At 71.0% G+C, this 16,505-nt stretch carries 19 protein-coding genes; 10 read left to right on the top strand and 9 right to left on the bottom strand.

The window, feature by feature from the left end:
• Positions 1 to 22 precede the first annotated feature (22 nt).
• A complete protein-coding gene (locus tag OG598_RS07295; protein WP_328653665.1) occupies positions 23 to 385 on the bottom strand; it encodes a nuclear transport factor 2 family protein in 363 nt (120 codons plus the stop codon).
• Between the two features lie 78 nt (positions 386 to 463).
• On the opposite strand from OG598_RS07295, the gene OG598_RS07300 reads away from it, so the two are divergent.
• Both OG598_RS07300 and OG598_RS07305 read left to right on the top strand, forming a co-directional pair.
• A complete protein-coding gene (locus OG598_RS07300; RefSeq protein ID WP_328653666.1) occupies positions 464 to 1,258 on the top strand; it encodes a MerR family transcriptional regulator in 795 nt (264 codons plus the stop codon).
• Between the two features lie 52 nt (positions 1,259 to 1,310).
• A complete protein-coding gene (locus tag OG598_RS07305; protein ID WP_328653667.1) occupies positions 1,311 to 1,448 on the top strand; it encodes a hypothetical protein in 138 nt (45 codons plus the stop codon).
• Positions 1,449 to 1,667: 219 nt separating this feature from the next.
• On the opposite strand, the gene OG598_RS07310 is transcribed toward OG598_RS07305, so the two are convergent.
• Entirely contained in the window at positions 1,668 to 2,132 is a 465-nt protein-coding gene (locus tag OG598_RS07310; protein WP_328653668.1) for a septum formation initiator, read from the bottom strand.
• A gap of 102 nt (positions 2,133 to 2,234) precedes the next feature.
• Between OG598_RS07310 and OG598_RS07315 the strand changes: the two genes are divergently transcribed.
• From OG598_RS07315 to OG598_RS07330, 4 genes are all read left to right on the top strand, one after another.
• Entirely contained in the window at positions 2,235 to 2,930 is a 696-nt protein-coding gene (locus OG598_RS07315; protein ID WP_328653669.1) for a response regulator transcription factor, read from the top strand.
• On the top strand, positions 2,927 to 4,222 hold the full coding sequence (locus OG598_RS07320) for a sensor histidine kinase (protein WP_328653670.1): 1,296 nt from the start codon (positions 2,927 to 2,929) through the stop codon (positions 4,220 to 4,222). The genes OG598_RS07315 and OG598_RS07320 overlap by 4 nt, the downstream gene beginning before the upstream one ends.
• A 28-nt stretch (positions 4,223 to 4,250) precedes the next feature.
• Complete coding sequence (locus OG598_RS07325; RefSeq protein ID WP_210781415.1) at positions 4,251 to 4,805, top strand: DUF5872 domain-containing protein; 555 nt, start codon at positions 4,251 to 4,253, stop codon at positions 4,803 to 4,805.
• 106 nt (positions 4,806 to 4,911) lie between these two features.
• Positions 4,912 to 5,436: a PepSY domain-containing protein gene (locus OG598_RS07330; RefSeq protein ID WP_328653671.1), complete on the top strand. Its 525-nt coding sequence runs from the start codon at positions 4,912 to 4,914 to the stop codon at positions 5,434 to 5,436.
• A gap of 104 nt (positions 5,437 to 5,540) precedes the next feature.
• Here the strand turns inward: OG598_RS07330 and OG598_RS07335 are convergent, their stop codons facing one another.
• The 5 genes from OG598_RS07335 to OG598_RS07355 all read right to left on the bottom strand — a co-directional run bounded on the left by OG598_RS07335 (position 5,541) and on the right by OG598_RS07355 (position 11,665).
• A complete protein-coding gene (locus OG598_RS07335) occupies positions 5,541 to 7,433 on the bottom strand; it encodes an ABC transporter ATP-binding protein (RefSeq protein ID WP_328653672.1) in 1,893 nt (630 codons plus the stop codon).
• 636 nt (positions 7,434 to 8,069) lie between these two features.
• On the bottom strand, positions 8,070 to 9,320 hold the full coding sequence (locus OG598_RS07340) for an HNH endonuclease signature motif containing protein (protein WP_328653673.1): 1,251 nt from the start codon (positions 9,318 to 9,320) through the stop codon (positions 8,070 to 8,072).
• Positions 9,321 to 9,613: 293 nt separating this feature from the next.
• Entirely contained in the window at positions 9,614 to 9,961 is a 348-nt protein-coding gene (gene trxA / locus OG598_RS07345) for a thioredoxin (protein ID WP_328653674.1), read from the bottom strand.
• Positions 9,931 to 10,323: a MerR family transcriptional regulator gene (locus OG598_RS07350; protein WP_328653675.1), complete on the bottom strand. Its 393-nt coding sequence runs from the start codon at positions 10,321 to 10,323 to the stop codon at positions 9,931 to 9,933. The genes trxA and OG598_RS07350 overlap by 31 nt, the downstream gene beginning before the upstream one ends.
• Before the next feature lie 130 nt (positions 10,324 to 10,453).
• Positions 10,454 to 11,665, bottom strand: coding sequence for a chitosanase (locus OG598_RS07355; protein ID WP_328653676.1), 1,212 nt, complete (start codon positions 11,663 to 11,665; stop codon positions 10,454 to 10,456).
• 270 nt (positions 11,666 to 11,935) lie between these two features.
• On the opposite strand from OG598_RS07355, the gene OG598_RS07360 reads away from it, so the two are divergent.
• The 3 genes from OG598_RS07360 to OG598_RS07370 all read left to right on the top strand — a co-directional run bounded on the left by OG598_RS07360 (position 11,936) and on the right by OG598_RS07370 (position 13,998).
• A complete protein-coding gene (locus OG598_RS07360) occupies positions 11,936 to 12,535 on the top strand; it encodes an RNA polymerase sigma factor (RefSeq protein ID WP_328653677.1) in 600 nt (199 codons plus the stop codon).
• Positions 12,532 to 13,245 carry a hypothetical protein gene (locus OG598_RS07365; protein WP_328653678.1) on the top strand — a complete coding sequence of 238 codons (714 nt, stop codon included), beginning with the start codon at positions 12,532 to 12,534 and terminating at the stop codon, positions 13,243 to 13,245. The genes OG598_RS07360 and OG598_RS07365 overlap by 4 nt, the downstream gene beginning before the upstream one ends.
• A gap of 129 nt (positions 13,246 to 13,374) precedes the next feature.
• A complete protein-coding gene (locus OG598_RS07370) occupies positions 13,375 to 13,998 on the top strand; it encodes a hypothetical protein (RefSeq protein WP_328653679.1) in 624 nt (207 codons plus the stop codon).
• Between the two features lie 46 nt (positions 13,999 to 14,044).
• Here the strand turns inward: OG598_RS07370 and OG598_RS07375 are convergent, their stop codons facing one another.
• Complete coding sequence (locus OG598_RS07375; protein WP_328653680.1) at positions 14,045 to 14,419, bottom strand: hypothetical protein; 375 nt, start codon at positions 14,417 to 14,419, stop codon at positions 14,045 to 14,047.
• Between OG598_RS07375 and OG598_RS07380 the strand changes: the two genes are divergently transcribed.
• On the top strand, positions 14,370 to 15,353 hold the full coding sequence (locus OG598_RS07380) for a LacI family DNA-binding transcriptional regulator (protein WP_442931462.1): 984 nt from the start codon (positions 14,370 to 14,372) through the stop codon (positions 15,351 to 15,353). The genes OG598_RS07375 and OG598_RS07380 overlap by 50 nt on opposite strands.
• A 6-nt stretch (positions 15,354 to 15,359) precedes the next feature.
• Here OG598_RS07380 and OG598_RS07385 read toward each other — a convergent pair whose 3' ends face one another.
• Entirely contained in the window at positions 15,360 to 16,064 is a 705-nt protein-coding gene (locus tag OG598_RS07385; protein ID WP_328653682.1) for a SanA/YdcF family protein, read from the bottom strand.
• Between the last annotated feature and the right edge of the window lie 441 nt (positions 16,065 to 16,505).

Raw genomic sequence — 16,505 nt, forward strand, 5'->3', positions numbered from 1 at the left:
AAGACTGACGTGGTGCGGGTTATCAGGACCCGTGGTTGGCGATGACGAGTTCAGTGACGAGGTCCTCACGGATCGTGAACCGGTAGTCGAGTTCGGCGACGCCGCCTGGGAAGGTTCCCTCGAGCCGCAGGGTCACCACCCAGTGGTTGTCGTCGATGCAGGCGGCGCCGATCTGCTCGGTCGTGTACTCGAACTCGGAGCCGGCGTCCCGCAGGAACGCGTAAATCTGTTCTCGGCCGCGGAAGGACTCGCCCTGATCGACGGCCACCGCGTCCTCGGCGAAGAACGAGGATGCTGTGTCGGCGTCGCGAACGACGTGAGCGGCGAGGAAACCGCGGACGGTGGTTGGGAGTGGATCGGACCGGAGGTCGTTGTGGTGTGTCATGAGCCCACCGTGTGGCCTCGCGGTGCAGGAAGGTCAAGCGCTCGACTCTCCCCCTGGGGGAGCCTTCATACTGCGAAGGTGCTGACGATCGGGGAGTTCTCGCGCCTGACCCACCTGAGCGTCCGGACCCTGCGTCGGTACCACGAGAGCGACCTGCTGGAACCCGCCGTGGTGGACGAGACCTCCGGCTACCGCTACTACGCCATCGAGCAGATCCCGACCGCCCAGGTCATCAACCGGCTCCGCGAACTCGACGTCCCCCTGGGCGACGTGCAGCGGATCCTGCGATCCCCGGACCCCGGTGTCCGCGCGACCCTGATCGCCGACCACCTCCAACGCCTGGAGGCCGAACTAGACCGCACCCGAGCCGCGGTCGCGTCGCTGCGCCGCCTGCTCCGGCCCGACCCCGCAACGATCAAGGTGGAGCTCCGCGCCGAGCCCGCCCGCACGGTCGCGGCGGTGGCGGCCGTGGTCGACGAGGGCGAGGTCGAAGCCTGGTTTGCGGGCGCAATGGCCGAGTTGGAGGTGGCCGTTGGCGACGCGGTGACCGGTCCACCGGGTGGCACCTACGACAACTCCCTGTTCGAGCAGGGCCGCGGTCACGTGTTGGTCTACCTGCCGACGGCCGATCCACCTCGTACCGGGCGGGTGCACGCCGCGACCCTACCCGCCGCGGAACTGGCAGTGGCCACCCATGTTGGCGAGCATGATGGTATCGAGGTCACCTACGGCGAGCTCGGTACCTGGGTCGTGAAGAACGCCATGTCGGTGGCGGGTCCTGTGCGGGAGGTCTACCTCGTCGGACCTCGGGACGCAAGCGATCCGGCCGCGTGGCGCACCGAGATCGGGTGGCCGGTGTTCCGAGTGACCTGAGTGGGTCGGCGGACCGACGGTCGAGAACGTCACGGTAATCTCCATCGGAGCCGTGCTCTGGATCGCTCTGGCCTACGGCCAGCGGATCGACGCCATCGGCCAGGCGGCGGCCAGCGCGGTGGGGGTTGCCGCGATCAGCGCCATCGCGGTAGTGCTGCGGAAGCGACTTACCGCCCGGAGCCGGCACTAGTGCGAGCGAGGCCGGGTGCGAAATGTTGTGCCCGGCTTCACCAACTTCACCGCCTAGGTCTGCATCATCTGGTCGGATCTGTTCTCCGGCACGGGTGGGCACGGAAGACCGGACCCGCCTCGACCGCGTACCACCGGATCGCACTGGGCACCACCCACGCGAGCATGGCCTCGTGCGCCTCGGTGGTGGTAGGCGAAAAGTCACTCATGTACGTCCCGCCTAGTCATCGGCGACGGCCACCGGCTCCGAGCCGATGCAGCGCACCTTCAACTCGTACCCCCGGGTCGCCCCCTGGAACGTGACCTCGACGTCGTCGTCCGGGCCCCGGTCCACGTCGCGGACCCGGTAACCCTGCGCGGGCGCCCAGGAGACGAGGCGTACGCCGCCAACGCCGCACTCGGCGACCGCCGTGCCGCCGTCGGTGGCGAACCCCCGGCGGGCCCCGGAGCTGGCGCTCGGTGCGGGGCCCGTCGTGCCCGGCCCGGCCGAGGCGGTGCCCGTGGTGCCGGTCGGCACCGGTTCCGGCGACGCGAGGGCCCGCTCGATCTCGGCCTCGCTGCGCACCCCGCCCGGGGTCCCGGTGAGGCTCTCGCCCACCAACCGGATCGCGCCCAGGCCGATCACTGTGGCGATGGCGGCGGTGGCCACCCAACCGGTGGCGACGAGGATCGAACGACGGCCCATCCCCTGACTATCCCCGATCGGTCCTTGTCGTTTGCACATCCGGACGCTAAGGCGTGGTTAACGTGCGCCGCGCTGCCAGGCGCAGCGGTTAGCCTGCCAGCTGTGGCCCGCCTGTTGCTCATCGAGGATGACCTGACGATCCGTACCCCGCTGATCCGGGCCCTGCGCGAACGCGGCCACGCGGTGGCGGCGGCCTCGACCGCGATGGCCGGGCTCCGCGACGCGCTGGAGGACCGACCCGACCTCGTCGTGCTCGACCTGGGCCTGCCCGACCTGGACGGCCGCGAGCTGCTGCGGATGCTGCGCGCGGTCAGTTCGGTGCCGGTCATCGTGGCCACGGCGCGCGACGACGAGACCGAGATCGTCCGGGTACTCGACGCGGGCGCCGACGACTACGTGGTCAAACCGTTCACCGCGGCGCAGCTCGACGCCCGCGTGCGGGCGGTGCTGCGGCGGGGCCCCTCCGGCACCGACGGGCAGGTCCCGGCGCTCGTCGTCGGCGGGCTCCGCGTCGACCCCCGGGCGCGGCAGGTGACACTGGACGGGGTCGCGGTCGAGCTGACGCCCCGTGAGTTCGATCTGCTGCACCACCTCGCCGGCCGACCGGGTCAGGTGGTCACCAAACGTGAGCTGCTCACGGAGGTGTGGCAGATCCCGTACGGCGGTGCCGACAAGACCGTCGACGTGCACCTGTCCTGGTTGCGTCGCAAGTTGGGGGAGAACGCCCAACAGCCCCGCTACCTGCACACCGTGCGGGGTGTCGGGGTGCGACTCGAAGCCCCGGCGGCGCAGCGGTGAGGGCACGTCTCGCGCTGCTGGTCGCCGCGGTCAGCGTCCTCACCCTCATCGCGTTCCTGGTGCCGTTGGCGCTGCTGGTCCGCACCGTCGCCGAGGACCGGGCCACCGTTCGGGCCACCGCCGACGCGCAGAGCCTGGTGCCGGTGGTCGGCACCGCCGACGCGGCGACCATCCGGCTCACCGTCGAACAACTCGCCGCGGACTCCGGTCGCCCGGTGAGCGTCTTCCTGCCCGACGGCACGGTGCTCGGCGCCCAGACACCGCGTACGCCCGCGGTGGCCCTCGCCGCGCGCGGACAGAGCCTCACCGGCGAGTCGGCGGCCGGCCGGGAGGTGGTCATCGCCGTTCAGGGTCGGGCGGACGGCACCGGGGTGATCCGGATCGCGGTGCCGCAGCACGAGCTGACCGCCGGGGTCACCCGGGCCTGGTTGGTGCTGGCGCTGCTCGGCGTGATCCTCGTGCTGATCGGGCTGCTGGTCGCCGACCGGCTGGCGCGCACCCTGGTCCGGCCGATCAGCGACCTCTCGGCCGTCTCACACCGGCTGGCCAACGCCGAACTGGACGCCCGGGTCACGCCGGCCGGCCCGCCCGAGCTGCGCGAGGTGGCCGGCGCGCTCAACCATCTCGCCACCCGCATCCAGGTGCTCCTGGTGCAGGAGCGCGAACAGGTCGCCGACCTGTCCCACCAGCTGCGTACGCCGCTGACCGCGTTGCGGCTGGAGGCGGAGTCGTTGCGTGACCCGGACGACGCCGCCCGGATCACCGCCGCCGCCGACGGGCTCGAACGGGCGGTCACCGGGCTGATCCGGCAGGCCCGGTGGCGGCACGCACCGGCGCAACCGGCTTCCTCGGACGCGGCGGCGATCGTCGCCGACCGGGTCGCGTTCTGGTCGGTGCTGGCCGAGGACACCGGCCGGGCCGTCACCCTCGACCTGACGCCGGGCCCTCTTCCCGTCGGTGTGGCCGCCGACAATCTGACGGCGGCAGTGGACGCTCTGCTCGGCAACGTCTTCGCGCACACCCCCGACGGGACGCCGTTCGCCGTCCGGTTGGCCCGTGAGGCGGGTGAGGCGGGCGAGGTGGTCCTCACTGTCGCCGACGAGGGCCCGGGCATGCCCGCCGGGGCGATCCGGCGGGGCGCCAGCGCGGCCGGGTCCACAGGCCTCGGCCTGGACATCGCCCGTCGTGCCGCGCAGGCCGCCGGCGGTCGACTGGAGTTGCGGGCCGGCCCGCACGGCGGTGCACAGGTGCTGCTCCGGCTCGGGCCTCCGGCGTCGCCGCGGGACGCATAGCCGCTGCGGTGCCGGGTAGCTGCCAGTCATGGCGCGGTATACGAAACCCGAGCTCAGAGAGCAGATCAAGGAAGAGATCAAGGCTTCCGACAAGGGCGGCCGGCCGGGGCAGTGGTCGGCGCGCAAGTCGCAGCTGGTCACTCAGGAGTACAAGAAGCGCGGCGGCGGATTCCTGGGCGAAAAGGACGAGCGGCAGAAGTCTCTCCAGCGCTGGGGCAATGAGAAATGGCAGACGAAGGAGGGCGACACCCGTGCGCGCAAGGGCGCCACGACGAGTCGCTACCTGCCCAAGAAGGCCTGGGAGGAGATGTCGGAGAACCAGAAGCGCGCGACCGACACGAAGAAGCGCGAAGCGTCCCGATCCGGCAAGCAGTACGTCGCCAACACCGGGCCGGCCAAACGGGCGCGTCGGGACGCCACCACGGCCGGACGGATGACGGAGATGTCGGTCGCGGAGGCGGCCAAGCTGGTCCGTGGCCTCGACACGCGACAGCTCAAGACCGCGCTGCGTAACGAGCGCGCCAGCAAGGACCGCAAGACGCTCGTCCAGCGCCTCGAAGCGGAACTCAACCGGCGCGGCTGACCTGGCCCTCGACCGCCTTAACCCGCCCTTAGTGTCCGGACAGCGCGGTGCTATCCCGATCTGGCCGATCCTCGAAGTCGACAACCGAGGAAAGGTGGACACCACGATGAAGGGCACCAATCTGCTTCTGGCGTCGGTCGGCGGGTCGGCGGTGCTGGCGGTGGCCGGGATCGCGCTCGGCGTCAACGCCGCGAACGACTCGCGGACCGGCGGCACGGCACTCGCCGCGGCAACCGTCGCGCCGACGGCCACCGATGCGCCGGTAGTCACCGGTTCGCCGTCGGCCGGCACCCCATCGGGTACGCCGTCGTCCGGCACGCCGTCCGGTACGCCCTCGACCGGCGGCGCGCCCGCGGGCAGCGCGGTCGACGAGAAGCGCGCCGGTGAGATCGCGCTCGCCAAGGCCGGTGGCGGTCAGATCGTCGAGGTCGAGGCCGAGCAGGAGAACGGCCGACCGGTGTGGAGCGTCGAGATCGTCGCTGGCGACACCGAGCACGAGGTGGACGTCGACCGGGACAACGGCTCGGTGGTCAAGGCCGAGCAGGAGCCGGTCGACGCCGACGACGACGCTGACGACGACGACGCTGACGACAAAGACGCTGACGACAACGACGACGACGACAACGACTGACCGCGTTCGCCGCTCACCCCGGGTGCTCGCATGGGGATGAGCGGCGGCGTGCTGTGACGCGGTGGTCGGACCGTCCCTCGTGGGCTGACCGACCACCGCGTGCGTCAGATGGCGACGCGTTGCTCCTGGACCGTCGGCTGGTCCTGGGCGAACTGGGTGCGGTACAACTCGTGATAGCGGCCACCAGCCGCGAGCAGGTCACTGTGTCGCCCGCGCTCCACGATGCGTCCCGCCTCCACGACGAGGATCTGGTCGGCCGCCCGGATGGTGGAGAGTCGGTGCGCGATGACCACGCTCGTCCGGCCGGCCAGCGCCTCGGCGAGGGCGTCCTGAACCGCCGCCTCCGAGGTGGAGTCGAGATGCGCGGTGGCCTCGTCGAGGATGACCACGCGCGGACGAGCCAGCAGCAGGCGCGCGATGGTGAGCCGTTGCCGTTCCCCGCCCGACAGGCGGTATCCGCGCTCGCCGACGACGGTGTCCAACCCATCGGGAAGTGAGCGGATCAGGTCCTCGAGACGGGCCCGCCGGAGCACGTCCCACATCTCGTCCTCGGTCGCATCCGGCTGGGCGAACGCCAGGTTGGCGCGAATGCTCTCGTGGAAGAGGTGCCCGTCCTGGGTCACCACACCCAGCGCCGTCCGGATCGACTCGGCCGACAGCTCACGTACGTCGACGTCGGCCAGCTTCACCGCGCCGCCCTCGACGTCGTACAGGCGAGGCACGAGCTGCGCGATCGTCGACTTGCCCGCCCCGGATGAGCCGACGAGCGCCACCATCTGCCCGGCTTCGGCGCGGAACGACACCCCGTGCAGCACCTCCTCACCACCGCGGGTATCGAGCTTCGCCACGTCCTCCAGGGACGCGAGCGACACCTTGTCCGCCGAGGGGTAGCCGAACCGGACCCCGTCGAACTCGACAGCGACCGGCCCTTCCGGAAGGGGCCGGGCGTCGGACCTGTCGAGGATCAGCGGCTTGAGGTCGAGGACCTCGAACACCCGCTCGAAGCTCACCAGCGCGCTCATCACCTCGACCCGAGCACTGGCCAGCGAGGTCAACGGTGCGTAGAGCCGCGACAGGAGCAGCGCGAGGGCCACCACCGTCCCGGCGTCGAGGCTGCCCCGGAGGGCGTAGAGACCACCCAGCCCGTACACCAGGGCCAGTGCCAGCGAGCCGACGACGGTGAGCGCGGTGATGAAGACCCACTGGAGCATCGCGGCGCGGATGCCGATGTCCCGGACCCGACGGGCCCGCGCCGCGAACTCGGCGGACTCCTCGGCCGGCCGCCCGTACAGCTTGACCAGCGTGGCACCGGGTGCGGAGAACCGCTCCGTCATCCGGGTGCTCATGGCCGCGTTGTGCTCGGCCGCTTCGCGCTGCAACTGAGCGAGCTTCGATCCCATCCGGCGGGCCGGGAGGACGAAAATGGGCAGCAGGACGAGCGCCAGCAGCGTGATCTGCCACGAGAAGGTCAGCATCACGGCCAACGTCAGTATCAGCGTGACGGCGTTGCCGACCACACTCGACAGGGTGTCGCTGAAGGCCCGCTGCGCGCCGATCACGTCGTTGTTCAGGCGGCTGACCAGTGCACCCGTGCGGGTCCTCGTGAAGAACGCCACCGGCATGCGCTGAACGTGGTCGAAGACAGCCGTCCGCAGTTGGACGATCAGCCCCTCACCGATGCTGGCGGAGAGAAATCGCGTCACCAGACCCAGCCCGGCCTCGGCGAGGGCGATCACGGCGATCAGTACGGCCAACCGGATCACCACGCTGCTGTTGGCGCCGTCGACGATCGCGTCGACCACCCGACCGGCGAGAACGGGTGCCGCCACAGTGAGAACCGCCGTCACCACACTCAACAACAGGAACCTGACGATCAAGGCGCGGTGTGGCCGTGCGAACTGCGCGATCCGCTTCAAGGTGGCGCGGGACAGCGGCCGCTCGTCCTGCGCGTTCATCGCGTGGTGCAGGGACATCCACGCGGTAACTTCCATGCTCATTCCGTACCTCCAATACCGGAGGCTAGGACCTCACCCGAGCTTGAGGTCAAGTCGCCACGCGAGGCTGTGGCTGCGGGTTGTTCACGGTGCTCGTAGCCAACGACGCATCGATGCCGTCGACGGCATGCGGTACCGCGCTCAACAACGACGACCTCGCGCCCGTGAGGCACTGGCGCGTGGAGGTTGGTTCACGAACCGCTGCGGGCCGTCACGGGCCGCTGCGGGTCGTCACGGGCCGCTGCGGGCCATCGCGCGTCGCTGCGGGTCGTCAGGGGTCGTCGCCAGCGGGGTGGTGGTTGCATGCGTTGCGGGTCGTGGTGTGCCGTCGAAGGTGGCGTGAGCTGTTGCGGGTCGGGCTCCTGCTGGCCGACGACACCGCCACCTGGCTCGCAGGCCGATGCGGCGTTGCGGCCCGGCACAGATCGTCGTGAGCTGCTGCGGGTCAGTGCGAGCCGCTGCGATCAGCTTTCTTCTCGACTCAGCCGGCATGCGCCCGGGGACGCGCCACTCGGCGCTTCGGCCTTCGCGGCGGGCCCCTGGCCAACCAGCCTCCTAGGATGCCTCAGGCGGTGTGCGGTGTGCGGTGGACGACGGTGTCGACCCGACAGGGGCTGATCGTTCTCGGCTGGCAGCCCTCTACGTTCGTCGGTGGTAGTGGTTGCGGCGGGGGAGTTGTTCGGGGTCGAGCCAGGCCGGCGGGACGAACTCGGGACGGCCGTCGCCGGCCAGGTGCACTGTCCAGTCGTTGTGGTGCAGGTGGCGGTGGTGGTGGCCGCAGAGTAGGACGGCGTTGGCCAGGCTGGTGGTGCCGCCGTCGGCCCAGTGGTGGATGTGGTGGGCCTGGCACCAGCGCGGTGGTCGGTCGCAGCCGGGGAACGCGCAGCCGCGGTCGCGCAGGACGAGGGCTCGTCGGAGCGGCCCGGTGATGAGGCGGCGTTGTCGCCCGACGTCGAGGACCTGGCCGGTGCCGCCGAGGACGGTGGGCAGGATGGTGGCGTCGCAGGCGAGCCGACGCACCGTGTCCGGGGTGAGCTGCAGACCGGTGTCGAGGGTGCCGGCGCCGAGCTTCGCCGTCAGCGCGTCGTAGGTGGTGGTGACGACGATCTGAGCGGAATCGCCGCCGCTGTCGGGCAGCTCGCCGGTCCGGAGAGCGAGGCGGCACACCTCGGCGAGGCCGTCGTGGCGGCGTTGTCCGGGGGAGCGGGTGTCGTCTGGTCCCGAGGGTGCGGTTAGTGGGTCGATGGCGGCGCGGAACAGGCCGGCGGTTTCGGCGTCGAGGGTGGCGGTGAGCCGGAGTCGGCCGTCGGTCTGCTCGGACAGGGTGAGGTGCCGGTCGCGGGTGGCGCGGCGTGCTTCGGCGTCGAGGGCGGCGTGGGTGGCGGCGTCGGCGATGTCGGGGGCGACGTGGTCGAGGATGCGGGTGCCGAGTGTGCGTAGGTGGGTGGGGTCGAACTGGCTGGCCCAGGCGACGAGCACACCGAGGGCTTTGTCGGCGGTCTCGGCGTCGGCCGACCTGTTCACGGTGTCGACGGTGTCGGCGATGACCCGGGCCTGGTCCAGGGTGATGTGTCCGTCGGCGAGGGCTTGTCGTATCCCGGGGTTGCCGGTGTCGAGGGCGGTGGCGAGGTCGATCAGGCGGCGGGCGGCCGGGACGGTGAGTCGCAGTCGTTCGCGCAGCCACACCGCGGTGTTGGAGGCGCCGTGCGTGCGGGCGGTGCCGCGGCCGTCGATCTCGCGGATGAGGGTGAGGGCGACGGCGGCGAGGCGTTGCTGAAGGCGGTGCGCGGCGTCGAGCGCGCCGATCAGCTCGTGTTCCGGCAGGGCCCAGGCGGCGGCATCAGCGCAGGCGGCGACCGCATCGTCTGCCTGCGCCAACTCCTTGAGCATGACCCGACGCTAGAACAGGTGTACGACACTTTCAGTCACCATGATCGATGTGCCGGCTGGTCGCCGGAGACTCGCCGGTGCTGGACTCCTCCCGGGCGGCGGTTGGGACTGCCGTATGGGTCGAGGACACCGCCGCAGCAGCAGGGGTCAGTTCACCCGCAGATCACGACGCCGATGTCGGCGCCATCGGCAATCGTCTCCACCACCCGCCCGGCGAGGACCCGTGCCGCCACCGTGAGGACCACCGTCGCCACGCTCCACAGCAGGAGGCGGCACTCGACCGGCGGTGACGGTCACAGGCCGGCGTGCATGGTCAGGCTCTGCCGCAGGTGGAGTTTCGGCCTGGACCCGACGACCGAGCCGACGACTTCGCCCCCACGGAACACCAGCAGCGTCGGCAGGGACATGACTGCGTAGCGCCGCGTGGCCTGCGGGTTGTCGTCGGAGTTGAGCTTGGCGATCGCCATCCGATCGCCGAATTCCCCTGCCAGCTCGACGAGGCTCTTCTCGATCATCTTGCACGGCGGGCACCACTCCGCCCAGAAGTCGACGACAACGGGCCGGTCGCTGGCCAGCACCAGCTCGGCGAACGTGTCGTCGGTGACGGTGATCAGGGAGCTGACGCTCGTCTCCTGGGGCATGTTTCCTCCCGGTGCGCGATTGCGTGGGTGAGCTGGGTGTGCAACTGCTGACGGACCGCTCCGAGCCGATCGAGGTAGTCGTCGACCTCGGCGAGCTTGCGTCGCAGCACCAGCACCGAATCCGGACAGACGTCGCCGGACGCGTTACCCGCTCGCAGGCAGGCGACGAACGGACGGACGTCGTCGAGGCCGAAGCCGACGTCGAGCAGCGCCCGGATCTCCCGGACGACCCGCAGCTCCGCCTCGTCGTAGACGCGGTAGCCGTTCGCCGAGCGCTGCGGGTGTACCAACCCGTGGGCCTCGTAGTAGCGCAGCGTTCGAGTGCTCGTGCCTGCTCGTTCCGCCAGCTCGCCGATCAGCATCAGACCTCCTCGACCAGCCTGTCGCGACCAGGCTAAACCTTGTCGTCAGCGTCAAGGCAAGGCTGCTTCCGGTCCCGAGCACGGCTCAGGGCGCCGCGAGGCGGCGCCCTGAGCGTCTGCGGGCTCCGAACTAGCCGATGCGGAACTGGTCGCCGTAGACGGCGAAGACCAGTGGCGTGTTCAGGTTGAAGTTGCCGTTGTTGAGGAACACCCGCTGGGCGGTGTCGACGCGGGAGGTGTCCGAGTGGGCCACTTCCTTCTTCATCTCGATGACCCGCTCGTCGAGGAACGCGTTGAGCCAGGTCCGCTCGTCACCGCCCTGGGCTGGCGGCTTGGCCCGGTTCAGGGCGCGGTTGCGGATCTGGCGCATGCCCTCGTACCCGTGCATGACCGCCGCGTCGTAGTAGGCGAACTGGCCGAGCGCCCGGACCTGGTCGTTCTTGCCGTCGCGTACGGATGGGTTGAAGTAGACCCGGTCGCGTTCGGCCTCCTGGGCGGCCTGGAACACCGAGTCGGTGGCCGCGCTCCGCCAGTCGCGGGGGAAGTTGGGGTCGAGGCCGGCGTGCGACGGGGTGCCGTTGACGTTGCGCAGCGCCGGCAGGTAGCCGGCGAGCACGTTGCCAGGCTTGGTGCGGGTGTACGCCTCGACCAGTTCGAGCATGTCGCCTGTGCCGGAGCAGAAGCCGATGATGCCGGCCGTGTAGCCGCGTCCGTCGCCGATGTCCTCGATGTAGGAGAACTGCGCGCGCCAGTCGAGCGAGGAGTTCTCCGCGGCCGAGACGAGTTGCATGGCGACGTTCTTCTTCGCCGGGTCGTCGAGGTTGGTGCCGGTCGGGGTGGTGGGCGTGGGCGTGGGGGTGCTGCCGCCGCCGGGCAGGGTCCACCGCTGGTTCGTGGTGCCGCCGCAGGTCCAGATCTGCAACCGGGCGCCGTTCGCGGTGCTCCGGTCGGTGACGTCGAGGCACTTGCCGGAGCCGGAGTTGACGAGCGCGCCGTTGCTGGCGGTCCACTTCTGCGCGGCGGTGTTGTTGCAGTCGTACAGCTGCACCTTGGCGCCGTTGGTGGTCGACGCGGCGGTCACGTCGAGGCACTTGCCGAGTGACCGGATCGAGTTGTCGGTGTTGCCGACGGTCCACGTCTGGGCTGCGCTGCCGTTGCAGTCGTAGAGCTGGACGGGCGTGCCGTTGGCTGAGCTGGCGCCGGCCACGTCGATGCACTTGCCGCCGAGGCCGGTGATCGGACCGGCGGTCGCGGCGCTCGCCGACGGCAGGCCGTAGCCGACGGCGGCGACGCCGATCAGCAGGGTGCCCACGACGTAGGCGGCTGTTCTCTTGTGAACCATGGGTGTTCCTCGGGGAAGGGGCGGCGTGCCGCCAGCCGGTCGGTGGCCCGGCGCGACGGTTCGGCCCCGGCGGGCACCCGCGAGCATAGGAAACTGTATTAACAGATACCAGTACGTCGATTCCTCGTCAATCGACGACCGCGAGGCGTGACGGCGTCTGTTCATCCCGTCGTTGGCGGAACGTACCTGCCGGTGGCTATCGTCGTGGCCGCAACTGATCAACGGGCCGGTCCGTCGGAACCAGCACCGTCCGACGGACAGAAGATGGTCATGGAGTCGAGTCTGCGCATTCGGGTGCGAGCCGGTGACCCCGGCGCGTTCGCCGAGCTGTTCGACACGTACGCGCGGTCGGTGTACAACCACGCGTTCCGGCTGACCGCCGACTGGGCCACGGCGGAGGACGTCATGGCCGCCACGTACCTGCAGGCCTGGCGTTCCCGGGAGCGGGTCAGCGAGGAGGGCGGGTCGCTGCGGCCGTGGCTGCTCGGCATCGCCACCAACGAGGCCCGTAACCACACCCGCAGCAACCGCCGCTACCGCAGGGTCGCCGCCGCGCTGCTCGCCGCCGACTTCACAGTGCCCGACCACGCCGACGAGGTCGCCGGCCGACTCGACGACAGCCGACGCATCGCCGCCGCGATCGACGCGCTGGCCCGGCTGCGCCGACCCGAGCGCGAGGTGCTGACCCTGTGCCTGTGGGAGGGCCTCGACTACGAGTCCGCTGCGGAGGCGCTGGGCGTTCCGGTCGGCACTGTGCGCTCCCGGCTGTCGCGGGCCCGCGCCCGGCTCCGTACCCTCGTCGACGCCCCGCCGCGCGTCGCGCGGCCGGCGGTCGTGGACGCCTCGCTCGTGCGGGAGGGCAGCCAGTGAGCGCGCCGGACCCGGCCGAGTGGGCGAAGATCGCCCCCCACCCCGGTGACCACGACCTGCCGGCGGGTCGGCACGAGCTGCACCGGGGCCGCCTGCTGGCGGCGATCACGCAGGAGCCGCGTACCCGAAGAAGGGCTTTCGTGCCGTTGCGGCCCGCGCTCGCGGCGGCCGTGTTGGTAGTGGTCGTGGCGGGGATCGGCGGAGGGCTCGCCACCCGGTCCGGCGACGCGCCCCCGGCCGCGCTCCCGTCACCCGAGGCGACCCGTCCGGCCGCTCGGGCGGCGCCGCCGGGCACGGCCGCCAAGAATCGTGGGTACGGCACGGTGCGCCAACTCACCGACACGGCCGACCTGGTGGTCCGCGGCGAGGTGGCGACGGTGACGGGCGGGCGGGCGGTCTACCGGGTGGCGGAGGTGCTCTACCGCGTCCCGGGCGCTTCGGTGCCCACCGAGATCACGGTGGCCGCGGAGCTGGCCGGGCCGGCCGGCCGACCGAGCGTCCTCTACCTGGGCCCCGCTGACCCGGGTGCGGGCGTCTACCACCCGCTCGGCGGCGAGTTCGGGATCTTCGACCTCGCCGGGGAGACGGCCGCCAGCCGGTCACCGGCGATGTCGGTGACCGGTCTGCGTACCGAGGACGCCACCGCGGCTGGTCGGGCGTTCGTCACCACGTTGGCCGAGCTTCGTCAGCTCGCGCGCGAGCGCCGCTGAACCCCCGCAAAGCTGAGCGCGAAAAAAAGAATGGAACTCGGTGCCCGGGACGCACAGATAGAAGGCGTAAGCAGTGCCGCGTTCCGAGCGAGACGGCCCGGGACGGCACCGAGACGCGAGGAGCGTTCCATGGCAGTCGACCTTCGCCGTACCCGGCCGCTGTGGGCCACGGCCGCCGCCGTGCTGGCCGCCGCGGCCCTGTCCGCCTGCGGCAGCGGCGGTGGCGCCGGCCCGGCCGCCGCGCCCGCCCCGAGCAGCGCCGCCCCGAGCAGCGCGGCCACGCCGACCGAGGTCGCGCCCCCGCCGGTCAAGGGCAAGCTGCGCGGGTACGCCACAGTGCGGCAGCTCAGCGACACCGCGGACCTGGTCGTACGCGGTGAGGTCGAGGCGGCCGGATTCCGGGTCGACGAGGTGCTGCGCGCGACGACCGGATCGACAGTGCGGGCCGGGGCGCGGATCACGCTCGCCTCGCTGCCCGCCGGTGTGCCGGACATGACGCACATGTCGAAGCTCGAGGCCGGCCAGGTCGTGGTGCTCTACCTCGCCCAGGACCCGGCGGCCCCGACGTTCCGGACGCTCAGCGGCGACTTCGGCGTGTTCGACCTGAACGGGTCCGGCGCGGAGGCCGTCGCCACGACCCGCTCGCAGACCATGGCCGTCAGCGGGCTGAACGCCGAGGACCCGGCCGCGTCCGGCCACGGTTTCCGCACCACTCTCGGCCAACTGCGGGCGGTCGCCGCCCAGGCCAAGTAGGACGATTGGGCACGCGGACGGCACCCGACGAGTGCCGTCCGCGTGGTCACTGTTCCCGATAGGTGGCCAGGTCGAAGTCGGCGTGTACGTCGTCGCCGCCCAGGTCCTGCGCCCACAGGCCGAGAAATGCCCCGGTGAAGCCCCACGCGGTATCTGGAACTTCCGGAAATCGTGGTCCCGGATCACTGGAAGCCGTGCTTACGCTAGCCGGTCCTTTCGCGATAGGACAGAGGTCTTGACCGCTGGGACAACAGCTCGTAGCGTGCCGGCCATCGATCGGCATTATCGGCGAAGCGTTGAAAGTTTCGGAGATCCATAGCTCCGCAGGGGGGACCGTGGGCACGGAGAACGGCCGAAACGTCACCATCGCCATGATCGCGCGGTTGGCCGGAGTCTCCGTGCCCACCGTCTCCCGGGTCATCAACGGCCGCTCCGACGTCGCCCCCGACACCCGGGAACGCGTCGAGGCGCTACTGAACCGGCATGGCTACCGCCGCCGCTCACCGTCCCGGCGTACCGACGCCGCCCTCATCGACCTGGTCTTCAACGACCTGGACAGCCCGTGGGCCGTCGAGATCATCCGTGGGGTGGAGGACGTCGGCCAGACCAGTGGCGTCGGCACCGTGGTGTCGGCCATCCACTGGCGCATCTCCTCGGCCAAGCAGTGGCTCGACAACATGCGGACGCGCTCCACCGAGGGAATCATCTTCGTGACCTCGATGGTGAACCCACCGTTGCAGGCCGAGCTGCGCCGGCTCCACCTGCCGGTCGTCATCATCGACCCGGCCGGGGTCGACCCGCAGGAGTCACCCACCATCGGCGCCACCAACTGGGCGGGCAGCCTCAGCGCCAACCAGTACCTGATCAGCCTCGGCCACCGCCGCATCGGCTTCATCGCCGGCCCACCGCACCTGATGTGCAGTCGGGCCAGGATGGACGGCTACCGGGCCGCCCTCGGCGCCGCCGGGATCCCCATCGACGCCGCCCTGATCCGCCCCGGCAACTTCTACCACGAGGCCGGCTTCACCGCCGGTACCCAACTGCTGGCCCTGCCCGACCCGCCCACCGCCATCTGCGCCTCCAGCGATCAGATGGCGCTCGGCGTCTACGAGGCGGTCCGCAAACGGGGTCTGCGGGTGCCCGACGACGTCAGCGTGGTCGGCTTCGACGATCTGCCGGAGGTGCGCTGGTGCTCGCCACCGCTGACCACCGTCCGGCAACCCCTGGCCGAGATGGGCATGCTGGCCGCGCGGACCGTGCTGCGCCTCGCCGCCGGCGAGAGGACCGAGAGCCACCGGATCGAACTCGCCACGGAACTCATCGTCCGCGACAGCGCCGCACCACCACGCTCGTGACCTCCCTCAGCCGACACGCAACGCGTCGTCGACGCCCGTCTCCCGGCGGCCGAGGTGCGCCGGGTCCCGACCGGAGAGCAGCTCCAGCGCGGCCTTCAGGCAGGCGCCGTTCTCCCGGGACGAACTGAACCACCACGTCTGGGCGTACCGCTTCGCGCTGTCGTCGCCCACGCCGTTGGCGTCGATGCCGAGGCGCCGGCACAGCGCCACGGCGCGCGGAAGGTGGAAGGTCTGGGTCACCACAGTGGCTTGCCGCACCCCGAAGATCCGCTCAGCGCGCGCACACGAGTCGTACGTGTCGAAGCCGGCGTAGTCCGGCACCACCTTGTGCGCAGGTACACCCCGTTGCACCAGCCAGTTCCGCATCGCGGCGGGCTCGTTGTAGTCGGCGTTCATGTTGTCGCCCGACACGAGGATCGCCCGCACCTTGCCGGCGTCGAACAGCCGCCGCGCGATCTCCAACCGGGCGGTGAGGACGGGTGAGGGCGTGCCGTCGGCGTCCACCTTGGTGCCCAGGACCAGGGCGACCGGGGCGTCCGGCACCTCGGCCTCGCCGTAGAGGTGGCCCTCCGCCGTGTCGCGGATCCACGTCACGCTGGCCACCGTGCCGCCGGTCAGCACCAAGACCCCCACCGCGAGCGCGAGGACCGTACGGCGGACGAGCCGGTGCTCCCCGTACCACCGTCTGGCCGCGCCGAATCGTCCCCGCATGCCGCAAGGCTATTCCGCCCGCGCCCACGACTGTCGTCGGCGTACCCGCGAACCATCCTGACCAGGGAACGAAGATCATTGTCTATGGACAATCGCTCACTGTTAGCGCTAACGTGACGGACAGTCGTCGATCCTCGACGGACTTCGGGCCGCTGTGACGGAGCTGTCGCCATTGGCCCGGGGCGTGCTGGACGACGATCGTGGCGTGGGGCGGGTGGCACGTGGCCGGCGCGAGACGGCCCGAGACCACCACCGGGCGACCCGCGCGCCACGCGGCCGAGGCATGAACGGCCACCGGGATTCCAGGGCACCGCAGCAACCGGGACAGTCGTGCGACGACAACCGGTCCGCTCATCTGCCCAGCGGACGCCGCTGGCCAGGAGCCCGAACCTGGGCCGCCCTGATGGCGACCGTCGGCCCCAGCCCTGGCCGCCGGGTCGC

It is taken from the genome of Micromonospora sp. NBC_00330 (assembly GCF_036136635.1).
Taxonomy (GTDB): Bacteria; Actinomycetota; Actinomycetes; order Mycobacteriales; family Micromonosporaceae; genus Micromonospora; species Micromonospora salmantinae.